This window comes from Brevibacillus brevis, from assembly GCF_900637055.1.
Classification (GTDB): domain Bacteria; phylum Bacillota; class Bacilli; order Brevibacillales; family Brevibacillaceae; genus Brevibacillus; species Brevibacillus brevis.
Map to the genome: position 1 here is coordinate 2,085,697 of NZ_LR134338.1, position 22,084 is coordinate 2,107,780.

Annotated in this window: 22 protein-coding genes and 5 tRNA genes; 16 read left to right on the forward strand and 11 right to left on the reverse strand. The window is 47.1% G+C overall.

Going from position 1 to position 22,084, the window contains the following annotated elements:
- Positions 1-9 precede the first annotated feature (9 nt).
- From EL268_RS10425 to EL268_RS10440, 4 genes are all read left to right on the forward strand, one after another.
- Positions 10-786 (forward strand): ABC transporter ATP-binding protein, encoded by a 777-nt coding sequence (locus EL268_RS10425; RefSeq protein ID WP_106653642.1) that lies wholly within the window; start codon positions 10-12, stop codon positions 784-786.
- 24 nt (positions 787-810) lie between these two features.
- Positions 811-1,377, forward strand: a complete 567-nt coding sequence (gene cobU, locus EL268_RS10430) for a bifunctional adenosylcobinamide kinase/adenosylcobinamide-phosphate guanylyltransferase (RefSeq protein ID WP_106653641.1) — start codon at positions 811-813, stop codon at positions 1,375-1,377.
- A 278-nt stretch (positions 1,378-1,655) separates the two neighbouring features.
- On the forward strand, positions 1,656-2,312 hold the full coding sequence (locus EL268_RS10435; RefSeq protein WP_106653640.1) for a YitT family protein: 657 nt from the start codon (positions 1,656-1,658) through the stop codon (positions 2,310-2,312).
- Between the two features lie 170 nt (positions 2,313-2,482).
- Positions 2,483-2,959 carry a hypothetical protein gene (locus tag EL268_RS10440; RefSeq protein WP_106653639.1) on the forward strand — a complete coding sequence of 159 codons (477 nt, stop codon included), beginning with the start codon at positions 2,483-2,485 and terminating at the stop codon, positions 2,957-2,959.
- On the opposite strand, the gene EL268_RS10445 is transcribed toward EL268_RS10440, so the two are convergent.
- The 3 genes from EL268_RS10445 to EL268_RS10455 all read right to left on the reverse strand — a co-directional run bounded on the left by EL268_RS10445 (position 2,944) and on the right by EL268_RS10455 (position 6,244).
- Positions 2,944-4,050, reverse strand: coding sequence for an N-acetylmuramoyl-L-alanine amidase family protein (locus tag EL268_RS10445; RefSeq protein WP_106653638.1), 1,107 nt, complete (start codon positions 4,048-4,050; stop codon positions 2,944-2,946). The two genes, EL268_RS10440 and EL268_RS10445, sit on opposite strands and share 16 nt — an antisense overlap.
- A 102-nt stretch (positions 4,051-4,152) precedes the next feature.
- Positions 4,153-4,962 carry a WYL domain-containing protein gene (locus tag EL268_RS10450; RefSeq protein WP_106653637.1) on the reverse strand — a complete coding sequence of 270 codons (810 nt, stop codon included), beginning with the start codon at positions 4,960-4,962 and terminating at the stop codon, positions 4,153-4,155.
- Positions 4,949-6,244, reverse strand: a complete 1,296-nt coding sequence (locus tag EL268_RS10455) for a helix-turn-helix transcriptional regulator (RefSeq protein WP_174769419.1) — start codon at positions 6,242-6,244, stop codon at positions 4,949-4,951. The genes EL268_RS10450 and EL268_RS10455 overlap by 14 nt, the downstream gene beginning before the upstream one ends.
- 183 nt (positions 6,245-6,427) lie before the next feature.
- Here EL268_RS10455 and EL268_RS10460 point away from each other — a divergent pair, with 183 nt between their 5' ends.
- From EL268_RS10460 to EL268_RS10505, 8 genes are all read left to right on the forward strand, one after another.
- The gene (locus tag EL268_RS10460) at positions 6,428-7,864 is read left to right on the forward strand and encodes an RtcB family protein (protein WP_106653635.1); all 1,437 of its coding nucleotides are present in this window, start codon (positions 6,428-6,430) and stop codon (positions 7,862-7,864) included.
- Positions 7,865-8,145: 281 nt separating this feature from the next.
- Positions 8,146-8,688 carry a hypothetical protein gene (locus EL268_RS10465; RefSeq protein ID WP_232030379.1) on the forward strand — a complete coding sequence of 181 codons (543 nt, stop codon included), beginning with the start codon at positions 8,146-8,148 and terminating at the stop codon, positions 8,686-8,688.
- The gene (gene thiM, locus EL268_RS10470; RefSeq protein ID WP_106653633.1) at positions 8,654-9,463 is read left to right on the forward strand and encodes a hydroxyethylthiazole kinase; all 810 of its coding nucleotides are present in this window, start codon (positions 8,654-8,656) and stop codon (positions 9,461-9,463) included. The genes EL268_RS10465 and thiM overlap by 35 nt, the downstream gene beginning before the upstream one ends.
- An 849-nt stretch (positions 9,464-10,312) precedes the next feature.
- Positions 10,313-10,405 (forward strand) — tRNA-Ser (locus tag EL268_RS10485).
- A gap of 8 nt (positions 10,406-10,413) precedes the next feature.
- Positions 10,414-10,487, forward strand: a tRNA-Glu gene (locus tag EL268_RS10490).
- Positions 10,488-10,548: 61 nt separating this feature from the next.
- A tRNA-Val gene (locus EL268_RS10495) sits at positions 10,549-10,624 on the forward strand.
- 9 nt (positions 10,625-10,633) lie between these two features.
- A tRNA-Leu gene (locus tag EL268_RS10500) sits at positions 10,634-10,720 on the forward strand.
- 17 nt (positions 10,721-10,737) lie between these two features.
- Positions 10,738-10,813, forward strand: a tRNA-His gene (locus EL268_RS10505).
- An 85-nt stretch (positions 10,814-10,898) separates the two neighbouring features.
- Here the strand turns inward: EL268_RS10505 and EL268_RS10510 are convergent.
- From EL268_RS10510 to EL268_RS10525, 4 genes are all read right to left on the reverse strand, one after another.
- Positions 10,899-12,088 (reverse strand): IS3 family transposase gene (locus tag EL268_RS10510; RefSeq protein WP_377850180.1). Its coding sequence is split into 2 segments (ribosomal slippage): positions 10,899-11,803 and positions 11,803-12,088, totalling 1,191 coding nucleotides; the frame shifts between segments, so codons are not numbered across the junction.
- A 121-nt stretch (positions 12,089-12,209) separates the two neighbouring features.
- Positions 12,210-12,578, reverse strand: a complete 369-nt coding sequence (locus EL268_RS10515) for a glyoxalase superfamily protein (RefSeq protein ID WP_106653162.1) — start codon at positions 12,576-12,578, stop codon at positions 12,210-12,212.
- On the reverse strand, positions 12,575-13,039 hold the full coding sequence (locus EL268_RS10520; protein ID WP_106653163.1) for a DinB family protein: 465 nt from the start codon (positions 13,037-13,039) through the stop codon (positions 12,575-12,577). Before EL268_RS10520 ends, EL268_RS10515 begins: the two co-directional genes overlap by 4 nt.
- Positions 13,040-13,187: 148 nt before the next feature.
- Entirely contained in the window at positions 13,188-14,096 is a 909-nt protein-coding gene (locus tag EL268_RS10525; protein ID WP_106653164.1) for an EamA family transporter, read from the reverse strand.
- Between the two features lie 288 nt (positions 14,097-14,384).
- Here EL268_RS10525 and rarD point away from each other — a divergent pair, with 288 nt between their 5' ends.
- Entirely contained in the window at positions 14,385-15,293 is a 909-nt protein-coding gene (gene rarD, locus EL268_RS10530; RefSeq protein WP_106653165.1) for an EamA family transporter RarD, read from the forward strand.
- A 71-nt stretch (positions 15,294-15,364) separates the two neighbouring features.
- Here rarD and pdxK read toward each other — a convergent pair whose 3' ends face one another.
- Together pdxK and EL268_RS32735 are read right to left on the reverse strand one after the other, a co-directional pair.
- Complete coding sequence (gene pdxK / locus EL268_RS10535) at positions 15,365-16,192, reverse strand: pyridoxine/pyridoxal/pyridoxamine kinase (RefSeq protein WP_106653166.1); 828 nt, start codon at positions 16,190-16,192, stop codon at positions 15,365-15,367.
- A 170-nt stretch (positions 16,193-16,362) separates the two neighbouring features.
- Complete coding sequence (locus EL268_RS32735; RefSeq protein WP_007723176.1) at positions 16,363-16,536, reverse strand: hypothetical protein; 174 nt, start codon at positions 16,534-16,536, stop codon at positions 16,363-16,365.
- A gap of 220 nt (positions 16,537-16,756) precedes the next feature.
- Here EL268_RS32735 and EL268_RS10540 point away from each other — a divergent pair, with 220 nt between their 5' ends.
- The 3 genes from EL268_RS10540 to EL268_RS10550 are packed head-to-tail and all read left to right on the forward strand — an operon-like array spanning position 16,757 to position 20,482.
- A complete protein-coding gene (locus EL268_RS10540; protein ID WP_106653167.1) occupies positions 16,757-17,458 on the forward strand; it encodes an ABC transporter ATP-binding protein in 702 nt (233 codons plus the stop codon).
- 24 nt (positions 17,459-17,482) lie between these two features.
- Positions 17,483-18,940: an ABC transporter permease gene (locus EL268_RS10545; RefSeq protein ID WP_106653168.1), complete on the forward strand. Its 1,458-nt coding sequence runs from the start codon at positions 17,483-17,485 to the stop codon at positions 18,938-18,940.
- Between the two features lie 24 nt (positions 18,941-18,964).
- Positions 18,965-20,482, forward strand: a complete 1,518-nt coding sequence (locus tag EL268_RS10550; RefSeq protein ID WP_106653169.1) for an HlyD family secretion protein — start codon at positions 18,965-18,967, stop codon at positions 20,480-20,482.
- Between the two features lie 90 nt (positions 20,483-20,572).
- Here EL268_RS10550 and EL268_RS10555 read toward each other — a convergent pair whose 3' ends face one another.
- Together EL268_RS10555 and EL268_RS10560 are read right to left on the reverse strand one after the other, a co-directional pair.
- The gene (locus EL268_RS10555; protein ID WP_106653170.1) at positions 20,573-21,247 is read right to left on the reverse strand and encodes a hypothetical protein; all 675 of its coding nucleotides are present in this window, start codon (positions 21,245-21,247) and stop codon (positions 20,573-20,575) included.
- Positions 21,244-22,044, reverse strand: a complete 801-nt coding sequence (locus tag EL268_RS10560) for a class I SAM-dependent methyltransferase (protein ID WP_106653171.1) — start codon at positions 22,042-22,044, stop codon at positions 21,244-21,246. Before EL268_RS10560 ends, EL268_RS10555 begins: the two co-directional genes overlap by 4 nt.
- Positions 22,045-22,084: the final 40 nt, after the last annotated feature.

Below are 22,084 nucleotides of genomic sequence, written 5' to 3' on the forward strand. Positions count from 1 at the left end.
CGTAAGCTTATGATCAATGTGCGCAGTTTGCAAAAATCGTATCAGGATACGCCTGTTTTGCACGGAATCGATTTTTGCGTGGACAAGGGAGAATTTTTTGGCATCATTGGGCCCAATGGAAGCGGTAAATCTACCTTGTTGAAAATGATTTCAGGTGTCATCAAGGCAGATGCCGGTGACATTTTGCTTCAAGAGAAAAAGCTTCATTCATATCCACGTAAAGAGCTTGCCAAAATACTGGCTGTTTTGGAGCAAGAAGGTCTGCCGCCAGTCGGCTTTCGTGTCCGAGAGGTGCTGGAGATGGGGCGCTTTCCTTACCAAAATTGGCTGGGGGAAGAGAAGCAGGATGTCGCATCGCTCATTGATGAAATCGTACAGATGCTCGGTCTTGAACATTTGGAAGAGCGCACACTGGATCAGTTGAGTGGTGGGGAAAAGCAGCGCGTAGCTTTGGGGAAGGCATTGATCCAAAGACCTCAGGTGCTGTTGCTCGATGAACCCACGACTTACCTCGATATCGGGTACCAGATTCAACTCATGGACATCGTGCGAAAATGGCAAAAGACGACGCAGGTGACAGTCGTTGCTGTGCTACACGATTTGAATCTGGCCTCTATATATTGCGATCGTATTTTGATGCTGCATAAAGGAAAGCAGATAAGCGTCGGCGCACCAAAAGACATCTTGCAAAGTGACAGAATAGAGGCTGTATACGGAACCAAACCGATTGTGATGGAGCATCCTGTCCATCATTTGCCGCAAATTATTTTGCAATCGCAAGTATAAGTGGTTGTTTAAGGAGAAAGAGGCATGATCGTACTCATTACAGGCGGAGCACGCAGCGGAAAAAGCACGTTTGCCGAAAAATACGCGGCTCATTTGGGCTCCCAGGGTGTTTACATTGCGACCGCACAAATCACTGATGAGGAAATGGAAGAGCGGATCTTGCACCATCGAGACCGCCGCTTGCAGTCTGGCTTCCCTTGGCAAACGATCGAGGAGCGATACGCATTGACAGAGTGGCTCGCGAAGCTCGGAGCACAAAAGGACATACAAGAACAGCAGACAGTGATTTTGGTTGACTGCTTGATCCTTTGGCTGTCCAATTGGCTGCTGCATGATGGAGAGGAGCAGCAGTTTGAGCAAGTGCTCCAGCAGGTGGATATGCTGGTAAACAAGCTAAAAGACTACCCAGGGACCGTTTTACTGGTGACAAACGAAGTAGGCGACGGACTCGTCCCACAAAACCCGTTGGGCCGTATGTTCCGTGACTTGGCGGGCTTGATGAATCAACGCGTGGCAGCCGTTGCCGATCAAGTTTTTCTTGTCACAGCAGGGATTCCGGTGGAGCTAAAAGGACAAGCTTTCCGATTTTAACTCGGTGAAAAGACGGATTCGAGTCGTCTTTTCACCTTTTTTGTGATATAATACAAGAAAAGCCATGGAAGGGATCAGGATACCATGCGTCCCCATAGGACGATCTGGAAACGTTTTGACCTCTCCTACATCTAGCTTCGTAGTAGTCGATCGTCACTGAAGACGACTAACCTACTACGAAAGCGAGGCCCTTTGTATGAGTAGCGACTTATGCTTGCGATGTTCCTCGGTAGTCGGTTGGTCGTCTGTGCCTAAACCGACAAAAATGCGAGGAAACCATGATGAGGAGAGCGCTGCAGTTATCTAAGCGTTACAGTATGATTTTGTTTGGAGCTTGTTTACTTGCTTTTGCGTATTATCACATTAACTTTCAGAACCATTTGTCTGAAGGTGGGTTTGTTGGCTTGGGGTTATTGGCGAAATACGCCTTTGACTTGTCGCCAGCGATGGTGATGCTTTTGCTGGATATTCCACTGTTTTTGGTTGCCTGGTTAGTAAGAGGCCGCCAATTCATTTGGGACACGATCTTTGCATCACTTGCTTTTACCGTATTTTACGATTTGTTTGAGCGATTTTCACCGATTGTCATGGATATGAGCAGAATGATGCCGCTGGCGTCTGTCTTGGCCGGTGTATTGACCGGGCTGGGTACCGGATTGGTTCTGCGCTATGGAGCTGCGACAGGTGGAGACGATATTTTCTCCCTGTTGATCAGTAAGTACACGGGATTGTCCATTGGTACGGTCTTTCTTTTACTGGACGTCATTGTGCTTTGCATGTCGTTCTGGTTCGTACCGATGAAAGAGATGATGTATACCATTTTGGCCGTTGTCATTTCCAGCCAAGTCATCACCTGGACCGTCAATCATGGTGCAGGAATGGAGGTCATGGAAGAGGAGCACGGGCATGGAAACGTCTCGATGACCCACCGGTAATGAGTAGATATTCAGTTGAAAAACATGCCTATACAAAAGCAAGCAAAAGGCCAAGTCGGTTTTCATGTCGACTTGGCCTTTTGAACGTTTATAACCGTTTTTGTACATAATATCCTGCTTTCCTAGTGGATACTAACCAACACAGAAACTATCGAAGGAAAGGACCTGCCATGAGCGATCCGTTTTTTAGCAACTACAAAGCATTCGTCGTCATACCAGCGGATGAGAAGCAAATGGGACCGGAGCCTTTTGACCCGAAGGATTACGCCAGCCATTTCATCCTGACGTTTTCGTTGTACGATGCGGTTATTTCCTCTTGGAGGGAAGCGACAAAGTATAAAGTGCAGGCAAAAAAAGGTCTCACGAATGTGATTGATGGCTTCAACGCCAAACGCCGTGGCACAGCCCGTCTGCATTTGTTGGAAATGGAAGAAGACCAGGCGTATTTTGTCCTGGCCTTGTCGTTGAAAATCCAAAAAGACAATGAGAAAGCGGTCATGGAGGCGATCACCAATTTGCTGGAGAAAGACTTCGCAACCGACTTGTTGATCGGAGAGACCTGGTATCAGATCATTGGTGCCAAAGGAAAATTCGAGCGGAAGCTGTTCTCCTACAGTGTCCAGCCGTACGATTATCGACCGAAGTAATCCGCTAGAGCTTCTGTAATCGCCTGCGCAGCTTTGTCCTGATAGGACGATGTACGGACGATGCCTTCATCCTTTGGATTCGATAGGAAGCCAAGCTCAATTAAGACGGACGGATCATTGTTTTCGCGCAGGACGTGATAATTGCCGAATGAAATGCCGTTGCTTCTTAAACCGATGCCACCTGCCAAGCGAGACTCAATCGCGCGAGCTAACGGCTCATCTTTGTCTTGCGAATAATAAAACGTAAGTGTCCCGCTATTTGGTTTCGGAGAAGAATTGTAATGAATGCTGATGAAGGCATCTGCCGCCTTGGATTCGCTAAAAGCCACACGCTGCGATAGCGAAGGCTTTTGTGTGTCACTTGTCCTCGTCATGAAGACTTGCGCACCGCGTTGTCGCAGTTTGCTGGCGAGCAGCATGGACGTTTTGTAATTCAACGTTTTTTCCATACTATTCCACTTGGTTCCCTGTGTCCCGACATCTGAACCACCATGTCCTGGGTCGATCACGATGACTTTTCCTTTTAAGCCTGGCTTTTTACCGCTTTTGGACACCGGAGCGCTGGCCTTGGCATCGCCAATATACGTCGCAGACACCCAGCCTGATTGTCCATCGGAAGCTCTCGCTTGGATCCAGTCTCCTTGCTTTTTCAAAATGTCTACACGGGTTCCTTTGGGCAGCGAAAGGATAATCTCATGGCTCGTGCTTGGCCCTTTCCGCATTCGAAGCGAATCGGCCAAAACCGTGCCTTGCTTGCTTTTGCCAGTGGCTGTTGTGGCTGAGGAAGAACCTGAACCCGCACTCGTTACCGCGCCTTTTTGCAAGTAATACCCCGCGACCCAGCCTACCTTTTGATTGTATCTAATTTTTGCCCACCCGTATGCTTCATCCGTAATCGTCACGACGGCTCCATACGGCACGTTTGCAACAACAGAAGCATGAAGGGCTGGCTCACTGCGTACGTTCAGAGAGGTTGCGACCACCTTTGCCTGGATGACACTTGCTGCTTGCGCCGGCTCCGTAATAAACGGCCATGACAGACTAAGCCACAACCCACATATGAGAGACGCTTTTTTACATGTTGTTTTCATCATTTCTACCTCTGACTTGGATTAGCTACTATCTCACCTGAACTATGATAAGGGAAATGCAGGAAATCGAATAGGGTATGATTTCCTGATTTTTTGGGACAATCAAAGTGGAGTTTCGGTATATCTTGCCAAGGCGTTCGTTGCCGACTCTGCCATTCGCTGTTTGAGTTGATCGTTTTCTACTACTTTTACCCGCAGGCCGAGAAAGCGAATGCGCGATAAAATAAACTCCTGCTCGTCGGATAGGAAGTGCAGGGTGATCGTATACACCTGCGATTCTGGGTCAAAAGAGACCTCTTTGTCAAAGCAGGAAAAGGCGTACAATATTCGCTGGAGCTCAGCGTTGTAACGGCGGATGATCACAATTTTTGCCACCTGCTTGCGTTGTTGGATCTGTTCCGAAATGGTCGGTAAAAAACTGTCATACCATACATCTTCAATGTAAAGCTCTTCGACAGTGCGAATGAGATGCAGCGGAGTCGTGATCAGGCGATTGGAAGACATGTTCAGCCAGATTAGGTACCAGGCCTTCTTCGCAAGTGAATATTCCAGCTTGTAGGGAACCCCTCGTTGATTGCGAAAAACCGTGCCTTTGTTCGTGGCTGCGGTTATTTTTATGTGATTCTTGCCGAGAATGATTCGCCGCAGGGTACGCACGAGTGGGCTCCAGAGCTGTTTAACCTGTGTTTGCGCTTTTTCCACGAATCGTTCCTGTTCACTCGATTCACTTTCTGGCAGGTGTGTCAAACGGCGAAGCTTGTCGAGTGTAGCGGGCTCGAAAATTTCTCCCGCAGACGGATTCGCCAGCATCAAGGCGAGCCACGCTTTTTCATGCGATGTGACCGGATAAACACCCGCTTCATCCAGTCGTGTCAATAGCTGGTAATTATGTATCTTGTCAAACAGATTCATAGTAGGCGAGCAGCTCCTCCCATTCTTTTTGGAATTGCTTGCGAAGAAACAGCGGTTCAAGAACTTCGACGCTTGAACCGAAGCTGCGAATCCACGGTGTAATTTCCATCGTGCTGTTTACTTTTATCTCGTACACAAAGCTCTCCCGTGATTCTTCTGTCACAATCCCCCATTGCCCTTGTGCCTCCACTCTCTCTTGGATAAAGGAATGAGGCGTGTCGCGAGGCTGAAAAAAGCGAAGGCGTACGGTTACGAGTTTTCCGGTATCAATCAGCCAACTATGGGCAATACGCTCATCCGCGCTTGCTTGCAAAGAAGAGAAGATTTCCGGCGTAACGGATTTGCCTGTTACGAGCTTGGTCATACCCTCCACGCGGTATTTTCGCAGCGGACCATTGCCGCATCCTTGTGCCAGCAAGTACCATCTGCCGTATTGATGATCAAAAATAACCCGGAGTGGAATCACTTTTTCATGTCGACCCGATGTATCCCGTTGGAATGCCGGATTCGTGTTTTGGGAATCGTAAAACTTTCGGCGTTTGGGCGTGTAGTAGTGAAATTCAACGATTTTTCGCTGACGAATGGCTTCGGTGAGAAGCAAAGCTTGATATTCATCAAGAATACGTGAGACGAAATGGTATTTGTATAAAAACGCAGATGCATCGGTTAGCTTCAAGCGATATTTGAGATAGCGCTTCACTTTTTCTTGCAGAAGATATCCAGGGACAGCCGGCAGTTGTGTATTGGCCATGAAGTCGATGAAATCAAACAGATCCAATAGCTCGTCGTCCGTCAGCGAGTCCAGCAGCTCACTGTCGAATTGATAGACGTATGGTCTGACCTCACTAACATTTTTTATCACGCCAATTTCTTCGAGGTATTTCATGTCCTGGCGAATCGTTTTTTCATCGGGCTCTGTATCCACAAACGTATCCAGCAAGTCTTTAATGGAGAGAGGCTGTTGTCTGAGCTTTTCCAAAATGTGCGACAGCCGCTCTACTTCCGAATCCTTCAATGATTTTGCATGGTACAAAAACATCAGGAAATTGTCCGTCACCTCAAAATAGTTGTAACGAAGCTGCGCGTAATACTCTTTTTTCTCCTCATCGCCGAGATGCTGATAAAAGGTCGATTGAATGTCCTTCAGCTTTTTTATCGTTTTATCTAGCGTATGAACGGAGATCCCGAGCCGCTCGGCCAACTGCTGCCGATTGTAGGCACCAGCGGTCAAAAACAGGAGACGGAGCAATTGCAGCTCTTTGTCAAAGCTTTCGCGTGCCATTACACTCATCCTTATTCATTCGTCATTTATTTCCAAATTAGTCCTCATATTACGAAGAGGCTGAAGAGAAGTCAATGATAAAAAGAGGTTCGTAATACTTTTACCATGTTCAAACCACATGCGCCGATGGAAAATAAGGGTATGAAAAACAGCACAGGCTGTGAGAGACAGGAGAAATGAATGATGAAAACAATTTTGCATGGAAACAACCATCGTGAAGTGAAGCTGGAGCATGGAGATGTGCACGTTTTTGCGAATGACGAAGTCTTTGCGAGCTTCGGTGAACGCGTATATCAAATGGCAGACAATAATTTGCGTATTCCGCGAAATGTTTATTTTTCGTATACCCCCGATGCTCATGTAGGCGTTGGGACCTGCATTGGGACGACAGCGGTTTGGAATCTTGCCGATGGATTTGTCTCGCCTTCCATCGTCGGATCAGACATTGGATGTGGAATGCGTGTGCATCTGACTCCGTTGCATCGAGACGACCTCAAAGACAAGAGCCTAAAACGTGCACTGATCGAAGCGATCGAAGCGTACGTCCCGACAAACGAACGGGGAAATACGCATTTTACAGATATTCGCTTGGAGGAAGTAGTGAAGCATGGCTTAAAGGGGTTGCCTGGCAACTACATTCCGGACACAGAAGTAGAGGCTGACACCTTACGTCGTTCTTTCTCGCATGTGGAAAAGTACACATTTGAATTCGACCATTCCTTCCTGGAGCAAATACCGCAAAAATCTTGGAGTCGCGCGTGGGGCCAGTTGGGAACATTGGGGGGCGGTAACCACTTTATTGAAATCCAGTATATCGAGATCGCGGAGGAGAACAGGGAGATTGCGAAAGCGTGGGGACTGTTCGACGGCCAGGTCGTCATCATGATTCATTCCGGTTCGCGGGCGTGGGGAGCTATGCTAGGGCGGGATTATACCAAAAGCTTCAAGGAAGCCATGTACAAATGGGGGATTCATAATCCTGAGCCGAGCCTGGTATATGCTCCGATCCAAAGCGAGGAAGGGCAACAGTATTTGAATTTGATGTACTCCGCGCTGAACTTTGCGGTAACGAATCGGCATATGATCGGATTTTCAGTAGAGCAGGCGTTTCGGGATATTTTCGGTAGCGAGATGCGTACACCAGTCTTATATGATCTGATGCATAATTACGCCTTGAAAGAATTCCACCGCAACACACCGATGCTCGTCCACCGCAAAGGAGCGACGAAGGCGTTGCCAGCAGGCCATTTCCAAAATCCGAAGGCTTACCGTGAAACAGGACATCCAGCTTTGATCCCAGGTTCTATGGGAACATCGTCCTATATCATGGTCGGATCGGAGGCCGGAGCCAAAAACTTTTATTCGATCTGTCATGGTGCAGGGCGTATTCGTTCCCGCAAAGCAACCAAGGAGCTTGTGACCATCGATCAATTCGAGCAGGCAATGCGCGTGGGACAGGAAGATGAGATCATGGTGAATCACCGTTCGCTCGCTTCCATTCTTGATGAATGCCCGCAAGCCTATAAAGATGTAGATCAAATCATCGATTCGGTTGTAGGAGCAAATCTTGCATCTGTCGTAGCAAAATGTAACCCTCTTATTGCCATAAAAGGAGTATAATGAAGAGTGGCTTCCTGAAAAATTTTGGGGGAGCCACCTTTTGCGATTTAACTTAGACTAAATAATAGAAGTTAAATTGTGAACAAATTGCGTGAGAAGTTTAAAAAATAGGTTCGAATGTAACATAAATTGCTTCGCTTCCTCAACCGATACCAAAAGAGAGACAAAATAGGGGAGATAGGGGAACAGATATGCCTACATACTATTACTTCACCTGCCTAAAATGCCGAACCCGGGGGGGAGTTTTCGGCGAACAGGCCTGGGGCTGGGGGAACTTTGACATGATCGAGTCATTCAAATACCTGGCTCACCACATCCGTACATGCGGAGAAGATTCGATTCGCGTGATTTCTGAGGATGTAGATGATTATGTAGATCAGCTGCACGGAGAGTACAACACCTTCCTTGAGCAAACGAAGCATATATTTCCGCATTCCAAGGATTGGGAGTTCCTTGATCGTTGGAAAACATTAAAAGTAGAAGAAATGAAGCTAAAATGGGTCGAGGAAAACCGGATCATGCATCCAGATGATCGGATAAAAATAATCGGAGTCCTTGATGCCGTGGACATCTTGAAAGAAGGGGCGGGAAGAGTCTCCTTCAGTGCTAGCGTGACGGATGATGATGGAAAGGTATGGGAAATTGTAGCTGACATGCACGAATTACCCATCTTAAAACACTCGTATATCATCATTGGCGTCATGCAAGAGCATTCTATATTAGGGGAAGTCATCGAAGTGTACAAGATGATTCCACGAGTCGCCGCTCAAGAGGAAAGGGGTAACGATCATGATTCTGGAGACAATCGGACAATTACTAATTAAAGTGCGTGAGGAAAATCCACTTGTCCATAACATGACGAACGTTGTTGTCACGAACTTTACAGCGAACGGCTTGTTAGCTCTTGGTGCATCACCTGTCATGGCGTATGCCAAACAGGAGGTGGCAGACATGGCAAAGATCGCCGGGTCTCTTGTATTGAATATAGGGACATTGAATGAGCATGAGATCGAAGCGATGCTGATCGCAGGAAAATCGGCGAATCAGCATGGCGTGCCTGTTTTGTTTGATCCAGTGGGAGCGGGAGCAACATCGTACCGAACCGAGACAAGTCAACATCTTGCGCAGGAACTGGACCTTACCCTCATTAGAGGAAATGCTGCCGAGATTGCCAATGTCATCGGGGAGCGCTGGGAGATTAAAGGTGTAGATGCGAAGGAAGCGGGCGGAGATGTCCAGGACCTAGCGAGAGCAGCAGCGAAAAAGCTGAGGACAATCGTTGCGATTACCGGGAAGGTCGATGTGATTTCGGATGGAGAAACAACTTACTCGATCCATAATGGTCATCCAATCTTAACGAAGGTGACCGGAACAGGCTGTTTGTTAACGTCTGTTATGGGAGCGTTTGCAGCCATTTCAAATGACAAGCTGCTCGCAGGAGCTGCGGCATTGGTATGCTACGGTATTGCTGCTCAACTGGCAGCAGAGAAAGCAGCAGAAGTAGGTCCAGGCAGTTTCCAAATCGAATTTTTGAATGCTTTGCATAACTTGACCGAAGACGATGTTCGCCGTTTTGGGTATATCGAAAAAAAAGAATAAAAATTCCCCTTTAAAAAAGGGGAGAAAAATGGCCGTAGAACGATTAAGCTAGATATGTTAGACAGTAGCTGTAATTTCGTAGTGAATAAGACAGTAGCTTCTTCTGGTGCTCTGAAAGTGCTAGGAATATAAATTCTACTTGAGCATCATCGTATGGACGGACATAAAAACGGGAAATACCATGACAAATAATTTCTCTCTTTAACGTCAGCGCCACACTGGCGTCTGTTCGTATGTGCAATTCCACGCTGCGTACCCTCCTTGGACATTCAATAGAGTACCAAAAAAATACAAGGAAAAACAAGGGAATTATGTCTGATTCATGTCCAAGTTGTTACCGTTTTTTGGATGAAAACTGACAAGGAGAACGATTCGGAAAAAACTAACGGGGATTGTTGGGGAAGCACCCTGTTCGAGAGAAAAAATTCGAAATGAGTCCGGCCATTCTCCCTTTTTCCGTTGAGTTGTTTACTTTATTTCGAAGGCAGCGTACGAGCTCCTGATCGCAGTGACAAGAAAAATAGCCGTGCTTTCGATAGCAATTATCATGCCTCTTGCAGCATCTGTCGACATCATCAATCGGCGCCCCCGGCCCGGAGCATCCAGGCCCACACCAGTTTCCGTACAAACAGGGGAAGCCTCCTGAACGGCGCTTTCTTTTTGACAACTGACATCACTCCGTCTTGTAAAGGCATACTACTTGTATCATATTGAATAGAAAGTGAAGTTGCTTTAGGCAATCTCCCTTTTTTTGGCCGAACAAGGGGAAAACTTTCAAAATATCACTTGAAATCACGTTGTGAATATGATAGATTAATTCTTGCCGAAGCGAACGCTTGCAGGCTCGATGGATGGATGTCCGAGCGGCCGAAGGAGCACGATTGGAAATCGTGTAGGCGGTGTCGAACCGTCTCGTGGGTTCAAATCCCACTCCATCCGCCATCATACTTGGCCCGTTGGTGAAGCGGTTTAACACAGCAGCCTTTCACGCTGTCATACAGGGGTTCGAATCCCCTACGGGTCACTTACATCCCACAAAGTGAAGTGAATGCTTTGCTGGGGCCCCAACAACTGGTTTGGGGTAGGGAGGCTTAGCTCAGCTGGGAGAGCATCTGCCTTACAAGCAGAGGGTCGGCGGTTCGATCCCGTCAGCCTCCACCATTTTTATATGCGGTCGTGGCGGAATTGGCAGACGCGCTAGATTCAGGTTCTAGTGGTGGCAACACCGTGGAGGTTCAAGTCCTCTCGACCGCACCAAGCAAACCCTATACATGGCGGTCGTGGCGAAGGGGTTAACGCACCGGATTGTGGCTCCGGCACTCGTGGGTTCAAGTCCCATCGATCGCCCCATCTATGTTAACATTGTAAAATGAAATAGCCCAGCGGTGGCTCCTGTATGGTCTTACCCCTGTCAAGTAGACACAATAAAAAAAGCCTAAGTAGCCAGTGTGTTTCGGTATTCAACCGGGGCACACTGGTTTAATTTTTTCTGGAACCGTTCATGGTTATAAAACCAAATGTATTTTTCAATGGCTTGAAAGAGATCTTCTTCTGTCTTACACTCAGTAAAGTACAATGTCTCAGTTTTGAGATGCGAGAAAAAGGATTCGATGCAGGCGTTATCAAGGCAGTTTCCTTTGCGAGAGTGGCTGCCACTTATGCCAAGTTCCTTTATTCGCTTATTGTACTGTCGAGACGTGTATTGGAAGCCCTGATCTGAATGTAGGGTTGCTTTCAGCACGTCTCTTTCTTCGTTTAGCTGCCCCACAGTGTCTAACACAAGTTGTAAATCATTTCGCTTGGAAACTTTCCAGGCAACAACTTCGTTGTTAAAAAGGTCCTGAATGACCGAAAGGTAATAGTAACGGTTATGAAGTGCAACATACGTAATATCTGTTACAAATACCTCATTGGGCTTGTCCGCTCTAAACTTACGGTTAAGTAAGTTGGGATATACAATCGAAGGTGCTTTACCAAAATAGCGGCGCTTCCTCCTGATGATGGATTGGAGGTTTAATTCTTTCATCAGGCGGTATATTCGCTTATGATTCGCATTCAATCCCTTCTTCTTTAATGCTACCTGCATTCGTGGATAACCATAGTATGGATGCTCCAAATGAATCGCCATCATATGCTTTTTCAGAATCTGATCTAACTCATTTCTTGCTGACGGCTTTCCTTTGGTGCTAAGCCATTTGTAAAAACCCGACCGTGACACTTGCGCAATTTCTACCAACCACGTTAGTGGATATTTTTTACGCAGCTCGTCTATGATCGTAAAGCGAGTTATTTTCCATACCTTCCTCCCAGATGCAGATTGGGATTGCGCTTTTTTAGGTATTCTACCTGCGCCTTTAGATAGTCCCTTTCTTCTTCCACAGTAGCAAACTTGGTTCTTGGACGACCAACAAATGGGGTGTCACTAGAACCATTCTTTCCTCTTTGATCCACAAAACCTTCGCCTTTATTCTTCTTTCGGACCCATTGTAGAACTTGTGTTTTACTAGGTATCCCTAATTCCTTAGCTATTGCTTTAGAACCCATCTCTCCCTGTTGATACATGTTTACTGCCCTCAGCTTAAACTCCTCGGAATAACGCTTGAATGTTTGACCTTTTTTAGCCATGAGAAAATCCCCTCCAAGTAGAGTGTACCACCCACCGTTAGGTGAGCGGGCTTTTTACACTGTCTACTCAAAGGGGATAATATCAGTAATGGAACTCCGGCTGGGCTTTCTTTGTATTTGTTTACGAATGATCGACAGGCTCATAAAAGTGAAGGCGATTGCCAAAAGGATCGGTCACGCTCACTTCACGTGTTCCCCACGGCGTCTCCTCTAGACCGGGACAAGTGTACTTGTATCCTTGACGCAACAGTGACTGATGAAAAAGCTCAATGTTCTCTACCTGTACGCGAATCGCTGAGCCAGGACAAGCATCCCCGTGATGCTCGGACAGATGAATCGTGCATGAGGGAGAGGAAATTTGCATGTACAAAGGAAAATGATCCTCGTAACGATGCTCCCAATCAATCTGAAAGCCTAGAAATTCCACATAAAACTCTCTTGCCTTCTCAACGTCAAACATACGAAAAATCGGTGTTATGATCTGATTCATTTGCCCAGAAACCTCCTGATTGTATTGAGGGAGGCGAGGTGCACCCCTTCGTGAAAAATCGTTCGGACAAGCACTTGTGCTATTGTATGCATGCCGGATTCAGTTGCGGGAAACTCTTCTTCTAATCGATCCTTGTAAGCAGCTTGTATCTTCTTGGGTTGTTCTTGTAACAAGGAGACGAGCACGGCGAGTTTCGGGGGCGGTGTATCCCAGTCAGCAGGTTTTGTCCCGAAGTTAAACCATTCGTTAAAGCCAGGGGGGAGTGGGATCGTTTCTTTTGTAAGGTGAGAAATCCATAAATACTGATCGAGATAGATATGCCCTAGATTCCACAAGATATTGTTGGAGAAACCATCGGGTATGTGGTTTACATCTTCATCCGTCAAACCATCAATTGCTTTTAACGTCTCCTGTCGATAATCCTCTAGCTGCTGGAATAGCACCCTATGCCGTTTTTCCATACATTTTCCCCCTTGAGTGGCAGTCTTCGCAAATAAATTCGAGTCAGATAATCTACCTTCCTTCTATAAGAAGGGGATCTACCAACAAAAAAGCGTGCAGAACCAGCTCGTCTGCACGCGATTTGTATACTTTGTATAGGAAACGGGGCTACATTCTTTCCTGCTCGAGGGCGTGAGAAGGGGAGAATAGTTTCCGCCATTTTACTTGCGGTACGCAAATGGCAGCGAGAATCATGAATACGCCACCCCATTGTGGGAGAGAGACAGTCTCTTGAAGCACGAAGCTCGACAAGAGCACGACTGTTGGCAGCTCCACTGCACTTAAAATAGTAGCCAGTCCATTGCCGATCCGAGGTACACCGACAGCCAAACAGAAGATCGGGATGACCGAACCGAAGATCGCAACCAAAAGACCGAGCGGCAGCAAACCTTGCAGAAGCTGACCATTTACCAGGAATGTGGGTGGATAAACAATCGAGAGCATCAGGGCTGCCATAGTAATCGAAATCGCGCTTCGCAAGTATGGGTCCATTCCAGGTAGAATTCGCCCACTGAAGAAAATAACCAGGGCAAAGGTCGCGCCAGACATCAGACCGAAGATCAATCCGACTATGTCTACGCTCTGAATGCCGCTTTCCCCAAGTCCGCTTGCAAGAACCGTCCCTGCTCCAAGCATAACCAGAGACACCCATTTTTCAGCGGTTGGCCATTTGCGATCCACAATCGCCTCCAGCAAGACGCCGATCCAGGTAAACTGAAAGAGGAGAACGATTGCGAGCGAAGCAGAGACCCGGCTAACAGCCTGATGGTAAAAAAGACTGGTTGAGGCCATCATGAGGCTGGCTGGTGCCAAAAGCAACAAATACTTGAACGAAAACCGTTGCTTGGAGAAAAAGATGGCCATGACTGTCATGATCAAGCCGCCAAAAATCAATTGGCTCCCGCTCATTTCGAATGGTGTAAAGCCGAGTTGAAAAGCATGCTTCATGAAGATTGAGAGGACACCGTAGCTGCACGCACCGAGTAAAACTAAAAAGATAGATCGCCAGTATGTCATAAGTAAAAGTTCCTTTCGTATGACTAAACTCGGAAGAATAATGACTATTGTACTACAGGTCTAAAAGTGGTACAATAAAATTTTTGTCCATACTTTACTATGCTACTAAGGTAATTAGCTATCTGCATGCATTGGTAATATGGTAACGGATGAAAGTGTAGGGGACTCCTTATTCTTCGTGAGAATACATAGCTGTTTTTTCGTATTTCCGTTACACTACTCCATAGAGAAGAAGTTCAAAAAGTCGTCAATAGAGAAAGAGAAGGCGAAACACATGGAGGAGCATGGATGAGACAGGGAATTATTTACGCAATTGTGGCGTATTTGGCTTGGGGGTTACTCCCGCTCTATTGGAAGCTGTTTCAGGCGATGGGGGCATGGGAGATACTCGCTCATCGAATTGTCTGGTCGATTATTTTTGTCGCAATCATTATTCAGGTAACGAAACGCTGGCGCAGTATGTGGGGAGCGGTCACTGGTTTTAAAATGTTCGGAGCATTAGCGATTTGTTCCCTGCTAATCAGCGCAAACTGGCTCATTTTTATCTGGGCAGTGAATAACGATCAAGTCATGCAAACGAGTCTTGGCTACTACATGAACCCTCTCATCACCGTACTGCTCGGAGTTATTTTCTTAAAAGAAAAAATGCATGCTGGGCAATGGCTCGCGCTTGTACTCGCGGCTTTCGGAGTCATGTTCATCACCTTCCAGTACGGTGAGATTCCATGGGTCTCTCTATCACTTGCCCTGACCTTTGCTTTTTACAGCTTGGCGAAAAAGGTCGTCCGAATGGAGGCGATGATTGGACTGGCGTGGGAAACGCTGTTTGTGGCCCCTATTGCTTTCGGTTATCTGCTGATGCTGCAGGTCAATGGGACGGAGACGATGACATCCTTAGCGTGGTGGCAACTTTTGTTGCTGACGCTGGCGGGGGTAGCTACTGCCATGCCGCTCTACTGGTTCGCCCTAGCAACGACTAGACTCCCACTTTCCGTTGTAGGCTTCATTCAATACTTGGCGCCTACGATATCGCTCCTATCAGCTGTTTTCTTGTTTGGAGAGCCTTTCACCCAAACACATCTCATCAGCTTTGGATTCATCTGGTCTGCGCTCATCGTATTTACGGTGTCTTCCGTGCGAATAAAACGAAAAGCGACCCCAATCAATGCCGAGGTCGCCATCAAAAAACAAGCGTAAACATAAGAAAACTCCTGACCCGCCGAGAAAGCCTCGGATATGGTCAGGAGTTTTTGCTTACCAGGACGTGATTAGCAAATTGCTTCGCCGTGTTTTTTCATGCGGTACGCACCGTGATTAGTAGGTCCCACATATTTATTGAGCGCAAACGAGTGGCGAATCGCTTCAGTAATAAACTCTTTGGCAACAGCTACTGCGTTGTGTACAGAGCTTCCTTTTGCCAATTCAGCACAGATTGCAGCTGAGAACGTGCAGCCGGCACCATGAGTAAAGCTCGTTTCAAAGCGCTCGGATTCCAATACCTCGAGCGTTTTCCCGTCATAGAAAACATCTACAGCATTGCCGCTTTGGAGCTTGCTGCCGCCTTTTACAACGACATAAGAGGTACCGAAGTCGTGGATGCGCTTCGCCGCTTCCTTCATGTCCTCGACACTTTTCAGTGCGCCCATTTGGCTGAGAATACCAGCTTCGAACAGGTTAGGAGTCGCAACTGTCGCGTTCGGGAGCAAGACTTCACGCAGGCTGACAGCAATTTCTGGATGGAGTGCTTCATCTGCACCCTTACAGATCATCACAGGGTCAACGACAACATTTTTCAAATTGTATTCTTTTATTTTACGGGTAGCGAGGTCAACCAGTTCAGTGGTTCCGAGCATCCCTGTTTTTACAGCATCTACGCCAATTCCTGCGAGGACGGTTTCGATTTGTTTTTCCAAGATCGCGACATCGATCGGAAACACTTCGTGAAACCATTCGTTATGTGGATCTTGGGCTACGATAACGGTGAGGGCGGTCATCCCGAAAACACCAAGCTCCTGAAACGTTTTGAGGTCTGCTTGCTGACCAGCTCCGCCGCTGGTGTCGGAACCTGCAATGGTGAGTGCTTTCTTCATGGTCATTGTGATTATCTCCCTTTGTATACCGCTGCACAATCGAAGCGGATCTATACTGTCATGCACTGTAATGCCTCTCTCTATATTAAAGAGGAAGAAATCGGTGCTGTCAATAATATCCCCAAAATATAAAAACCGCCTCCCATAGCGGGCAAGCGGTTTATGTATGTGTGCATTTATGCTTGAGAAGCAGCGTGGTGAAAAGAGAAGCTGATGGTAGTGGACATGGACTTGGAACGCTTGGTTGCAAGCTGTTTGGCTTGCTTTGCTGCCTCAAACATACTGGGTGCCTTGATGATTTCAACCCATCTGCGTGTTGCTGTTTCAAATAAAAAGCGATAGATAGTCATCTTCTTCGACCCTCCATGGTTTGTTGACATTCACATTGTATTACGCAGCAGGCTGCAAAAGGTTACATAGCTGTTACATATTTTTGAAGAAAAGATTGTTTTTTTGTAAAACGTAAATTGTTTCCGAAAGAAGCGTTACGTTTTGCGAAATGTTACGTCTTTAGTATGTGATGTTTACGAAAGCTTCCATTTTGAAAGAACGAATGAGGTGCGACAAACGATGGTCAATTCAACAGGAGAGCTGACGGTGACAGGGGTCAATCACAGCTACGGAACGGGAAAAATCAAAGTTCCCGTGCTGTATGATATCAACCTTCATATCAACAAGGGCGAATTCGTGGCTTTGTGTGGCTCGTCGGGGTCAGGCAAGTCTACGCTCTTGAATTTGCTTGCAGGTTTGACCAAGCCGGAGGAAGGAAGTGTCATGGTTAGCGGAGCAGAAATTTCCAGCTACAGCGAAAATGAACTATGCATGTTTCGCCGTAAAAATATGGGCTTTATCTTCCAGTCATACAATCTGCTCCCCAATCTGACAGCGTTGGAAAACGTAGAACTTCCCTTGATTTTTGCAGGCGAAAGCAAGAAAAAACGTCGGGCGAAAGCAACGGAAATCCTACACCGCGTAGGGCTGGAAGGTCGTATCGACCACAGACCCAATGAGCTTAGTGGTGGACAGCAGCAGCGTGTCAGTATTGCGAGAGCGCTCGTCAATCAGCCAGGCATCATCTTGGCGGATGAGCCGACGGGGAACCTGGACTCGAAGACCGAACAAGAGATTCTCCTATTAATGAGAGAAATGAACAAGGAAAATGGGACTACGTTCATCATCGTTACCCATGAGCAGGAAGTAGCGGAACAGTCCGACCGCGTCATTTATCTCCAGGACGGACGGGTTGTACAAAAAAGGACAAGACCAGCGTAGGCGAGGGTATGAGGTGAACAAACAGTGAAGGTAATGGATTCTTTTCGCATCGTCTGGAGGAATCTGTGGCGAATGAAGCTGCGGACAGCCCTCACGTCGGTTGGTGTCATGATCGGGACGGCTGCAATCGTTGCGATGATGGCACTTAGTTTAGGGCTTAAGGAAAGTGCGGTAAAAAGCTTGGAGAACTTCGGAAACTTGACAGAGATGGACGTCGAGCCATTGCGTTGGTACGAGGAAAATGGCGAATGGATCGATGTTCCAGAGGATAAAGTCAAGAAGCTGAACATGCAAGCGGTGCAGGAATTAAAAAAGATTCCTGGCATTCAGGCAGTTATGCCGATAAAAGAATTACGAGAGCAAGCGAAGCTCAAGGTAGGTAGACGAGAAGGGTACGTACAGCTTATTGGGGTGGATGTAAATGAGTCGGCTGCCTATCGCAAAAATGACATTGAAAAAGGAAGCTATCTGACAGGGGCGCCACAAGAGATAGTGGTTGCTTTCGATGTATCCAGAGAATTGCGCGACGTAGAAAAGGAAAAGCGCGAGGAACGGCGAAGAAAGGCCGGAGGTGGCCGTAATGAAATGTCCAACATGCCGCCGCCTGATATCGGGGGCGGAGAAGCACTGGCCTTCAATCTCGTAGACAGAGCGGGGACTCTCATCTTGTCACGCGAATATCGCATCGACGATGAACCGAAATACGAGAAAAAAGAACTGCGTGTGAAGGTTGTCGGTCAATTAAAGAAGTCTGAAGAACGTAACTCGTCAGCCGCGGTTTATGTACCGATTAACGTCGTGAAAGAGCTGAACGAGTGGGTCACGCGCAGTCGAGGTGACGAAGTCGAAGAGGGAGCATCTCGCAGATCACGCGATAAAGCCAAAAAGGAAACTTTTGAATTTGACAGAATTACTGTCAAGGTAGAATCTCGGGAAAAAGTCGAGGGTGTCGTACAAGCTTTGAAGGAAAAGGGCTTTGAAGTATGGTCGCCTGCACGTGAGCTGGAAACCATCAATAAATTCTTCTTCGTGATTCAGATGGTCCTCGGAGGAATTGCAGCAATCTCCTTGCTCGTCGCAACCATTGGAATTGTCAATACGATGATCATGTCGATTTTAGAGCGAACCAAAGAGATTGGTATCATGAAAGTAATCGGAGCCACTGTGTTGAATATTCGTTGGCTGTTCTTAATGGAATCAGGCTTTATTGGCTTAATTGGTGGACTGGCTGGTCTCGGTATGGCGTGGGGAGCGGTTGAGCTCGTGAATTACTTCGGAGCGTCTGGGGGTCTCTTGGATAGTCTGAACATGGGCTACGGCGGTGGTGATCCAGAGGCTGAACCTACAAAATTGGCGGTCATTCCGAGCTGGCTGGCACTCTTTGCGATTGGCTTCTCCTTTATTATTGGGGTGCTGGCGGGAATCTTCCCGGCGATCCGTGCGTCTCGTTTAAGTGCACTGCAAGCGATTCGATCTGAATAAGTGATGAAATGTGAGGAACGTAAGATGAACAAGAAAAAATGGATCATTATCGCCACGGTCGTGGCCGTTCTTGGAGGGGGAAGCTATTACGGCTATTCGTACTTCAAGGGCGAAGAGGTTACAGAAGAAAAGCCAGAAGAAAAACCGAACTTCCCGACAGCGCTCGTGGAACGTGGTGACGTCAAGAAGACGATCAACTCTGCAGGTACAGTGGAAGCGAAGGCGCGTGAGGAAGTCAAGCCAGAGCTCAGTGGCAAGGTGCAACGTGTGCTAGTGAAGGAAGGGCAGTCCGTCAAAAAAGGCGATGTCTTGTTCACGATAGACAGTTCGGATGCACAGTTGGAAATTCAAAAGCTGGAGCTGGACATTTTAAAGGCGAAAAAAGAGCTAAATGAAATTAAACAAAAGAAAGACAAAATCACGGCTACTAAAGAAGGAAAAGTGGTTGAGGTCCTTGTGGAAGAAGGGCAAGATGTAAGACCGGAGCAGGTAGTAGTCAAGCTTGCTAATACCGACTATTTGAAAATTATTGGACAATTTACCTCCTATGAGTCTGAACGATTCAGTGTAGGTCAAAAAGTGAAGGTGTTCATTCCAACTTCCATGTATTTTGTGGATGGTGTCGTAACGGAAGTCGATAGAATTGGTGAAAAGGTAGAAGGAGCGGGCGGTATTCACAATGTCGAGGTTTTGGTCAAAAAACCTGGTGCAATCTATGTTGGGGATAAGGGTGAGGTACAGTATACGGATGATAAGGGCCTCTTATATGTAAGCCGAAATCAGAAAGAATTCCAGTTGCCAGATGAAATAGAAATTTTGGCGGGTACTCACGGAAAAATTGGCAAAATCGACGTGAAAAAAGACGATGTAGTCAAGGTAGGGCAACAACTATTCAAGATGGATATGGAATCGTCCTCTATGGAACTGCAGGAAAAAGAGCTCGCGCTAAAAACGTCCTTATTGAACATGGAGCAGAAAAAGCGTGAAATTGCGAAGAACCAAGTAACAGCGCCAATCAGCGGTGTCATCACCAAGCTAGGAGTAAAAGAAGGCGAAGCGCCAGGATCAGATCCTGCAGCCATTATTATGGACACGACTTCTGTTTACTTTGTGGCAGCCGTTGGAGAGCTTGATATTCCCGAAATTAAAATTGGACAAAATGTCGATGTTTATGTGTATGCGTTCGGTACCGAGCCGTTTAAAGGCAAAGTCATAGAGCTTCCGAAGGAAGGGAAAAAAGAAGACAAGGAAGTTCGTTTCGCGGTAAAAGTGGAACTGCTAGACAAGGCTGATTTTAAGCATGGGATGACGGGAGACAACGATATTATCGTCGCCCAAGCACAGAATGTCCTGCGCTTGCCAAGCAATGCGGTTGAAATTCTGGGGCCAGGTCAGGGAACGGTAATGGTGAAAGATCCGAGCACCGGAGATCCAATGCCGAAAGATGTAGAAATCGGCATTGAAGGATACGATTTTATTGAAATCAAAGGCGGCTTGAATGAGGGAGAAGAGGTTCTGGTGACCAACTCCGAAGGCATGTAAAAGCCAATCGAATTCGTTTATAGCGACAGCCCCATTGCCACTGGCCAAAGACCTAAGCAAACGGGGCTGTTTTTTATACTCATACGCACTTCAACGCTTTGAACGCAATTGTAACGTTGCGGACATTTGCGACGTCAAACTATGTAAAGGATGGGAGATTGTACAGTCGTTTTCCTTTGCAAACTCATCAGCAACAGGTGCCATGGAGAGCTGTGCCACTGCAATAGGTTGATCTGGAAACGTTTGGTGGAGTTGATACAGGGCGTCTTTTATCGCTTCTCTGTACGCTTCCTGCTTGTTTTCCATGAGCAGGGCAAAAGCATTTTCGACGATACTTACTTGTATCTCTGGGTGTAGGTTGTAGGAATGGGCGTGTTTTACGAGACGCTCCAACGTAGGTTGGACAGTAGCGGGATTGGAGAATAGCAGAACTTGTGGCTCCGTATGCTGTTCTATCTCATGAAAAAAAGGTCCATCGATGGTGAAGATGGGGACAGTGGCAGTTGCCTCATCCTCTGGTGTTACCAGTCCGGCATACTGCGTGCAAGTGATCATGATTGCATCTACGGTGCAGCTCTGCATCCAGGCTAGTTGATCACGTAATTTGGCATGTGATTGTTCCGTGGTATGGACAGGTGTTCCCGCGTTTTGCAAGAGTAAACCTGGATCAACAAAATGAATGAGCTCTACGTCAAAGGCTGCGAACGCATCTGATAAGAGGGAAATGTTCGAATAATGTCCATGGAGACAGGCAATACGGGTCATCGTGCAGCTCCCCCATGTAGCGTATCATTCTCTGATTTCTTATGGGCAAGGACGCGAATACGCTTGTAATCGAGCACCCAGTGACCCTCTTGAAACAGCGCAGAACGCAGTAAGTCAGTGACTTCCCTACATACTTGCTGGATTTCATCTGAGGACAGTCCAGCAAAATAAGGACTGCAAAAAGAATTCAGCCAATGCGAAAGCCCCAGGTCTCCATCAGCCATGACTGTCGGACGATCAAAATGGGAGGCAAGCACGACGTGGAAGCCTTGCTTCTCCAAAAGAGTCGTGTACTCGCCAATGCTGGGAAAATACCAAGGCGAGCGTTCATCGGCAGCTATTCCTTTTCGTGCCAAAACAGTCCGTAATGCCTTTGTGATTTGTCCGCAATTGCCATGTCCTCCAAATTCGGCAACAAAGCGTCCACCGGGAGCAAGAGCCAACCAAATGGTTTCAACGACTTCTGCCGGACGTTTCATCCAGTGGAGTGCGGCATTGGAAAAGACAGCGTCGTAGCTGACATTTGTTCGATACGTATGCGCATCGGCTACTTCAAAGGCAAACTGCGGATATTTTTGGCGAGCTGCCTCAATCATGGCGGCAGAAAAGTCGATTCCTGTCACATTTGCTCCCGCAAGCGATAGTTGAGCGCACAGGTCGCCTGTTCCACAGCCTAAATCCAGAATGCTTTCTCCAGGAGCCGGTTGTAGCCAGTCCACTACCCCTTTGCCGTATTCAGAAACAAAATTCATTTTGGCGTCGTATAACCCGGCATCCCATTGATTGGTTTGAACCATCTGAATCCCCTCCCTTTCTTCCTTTTTACCGACTTTGAAG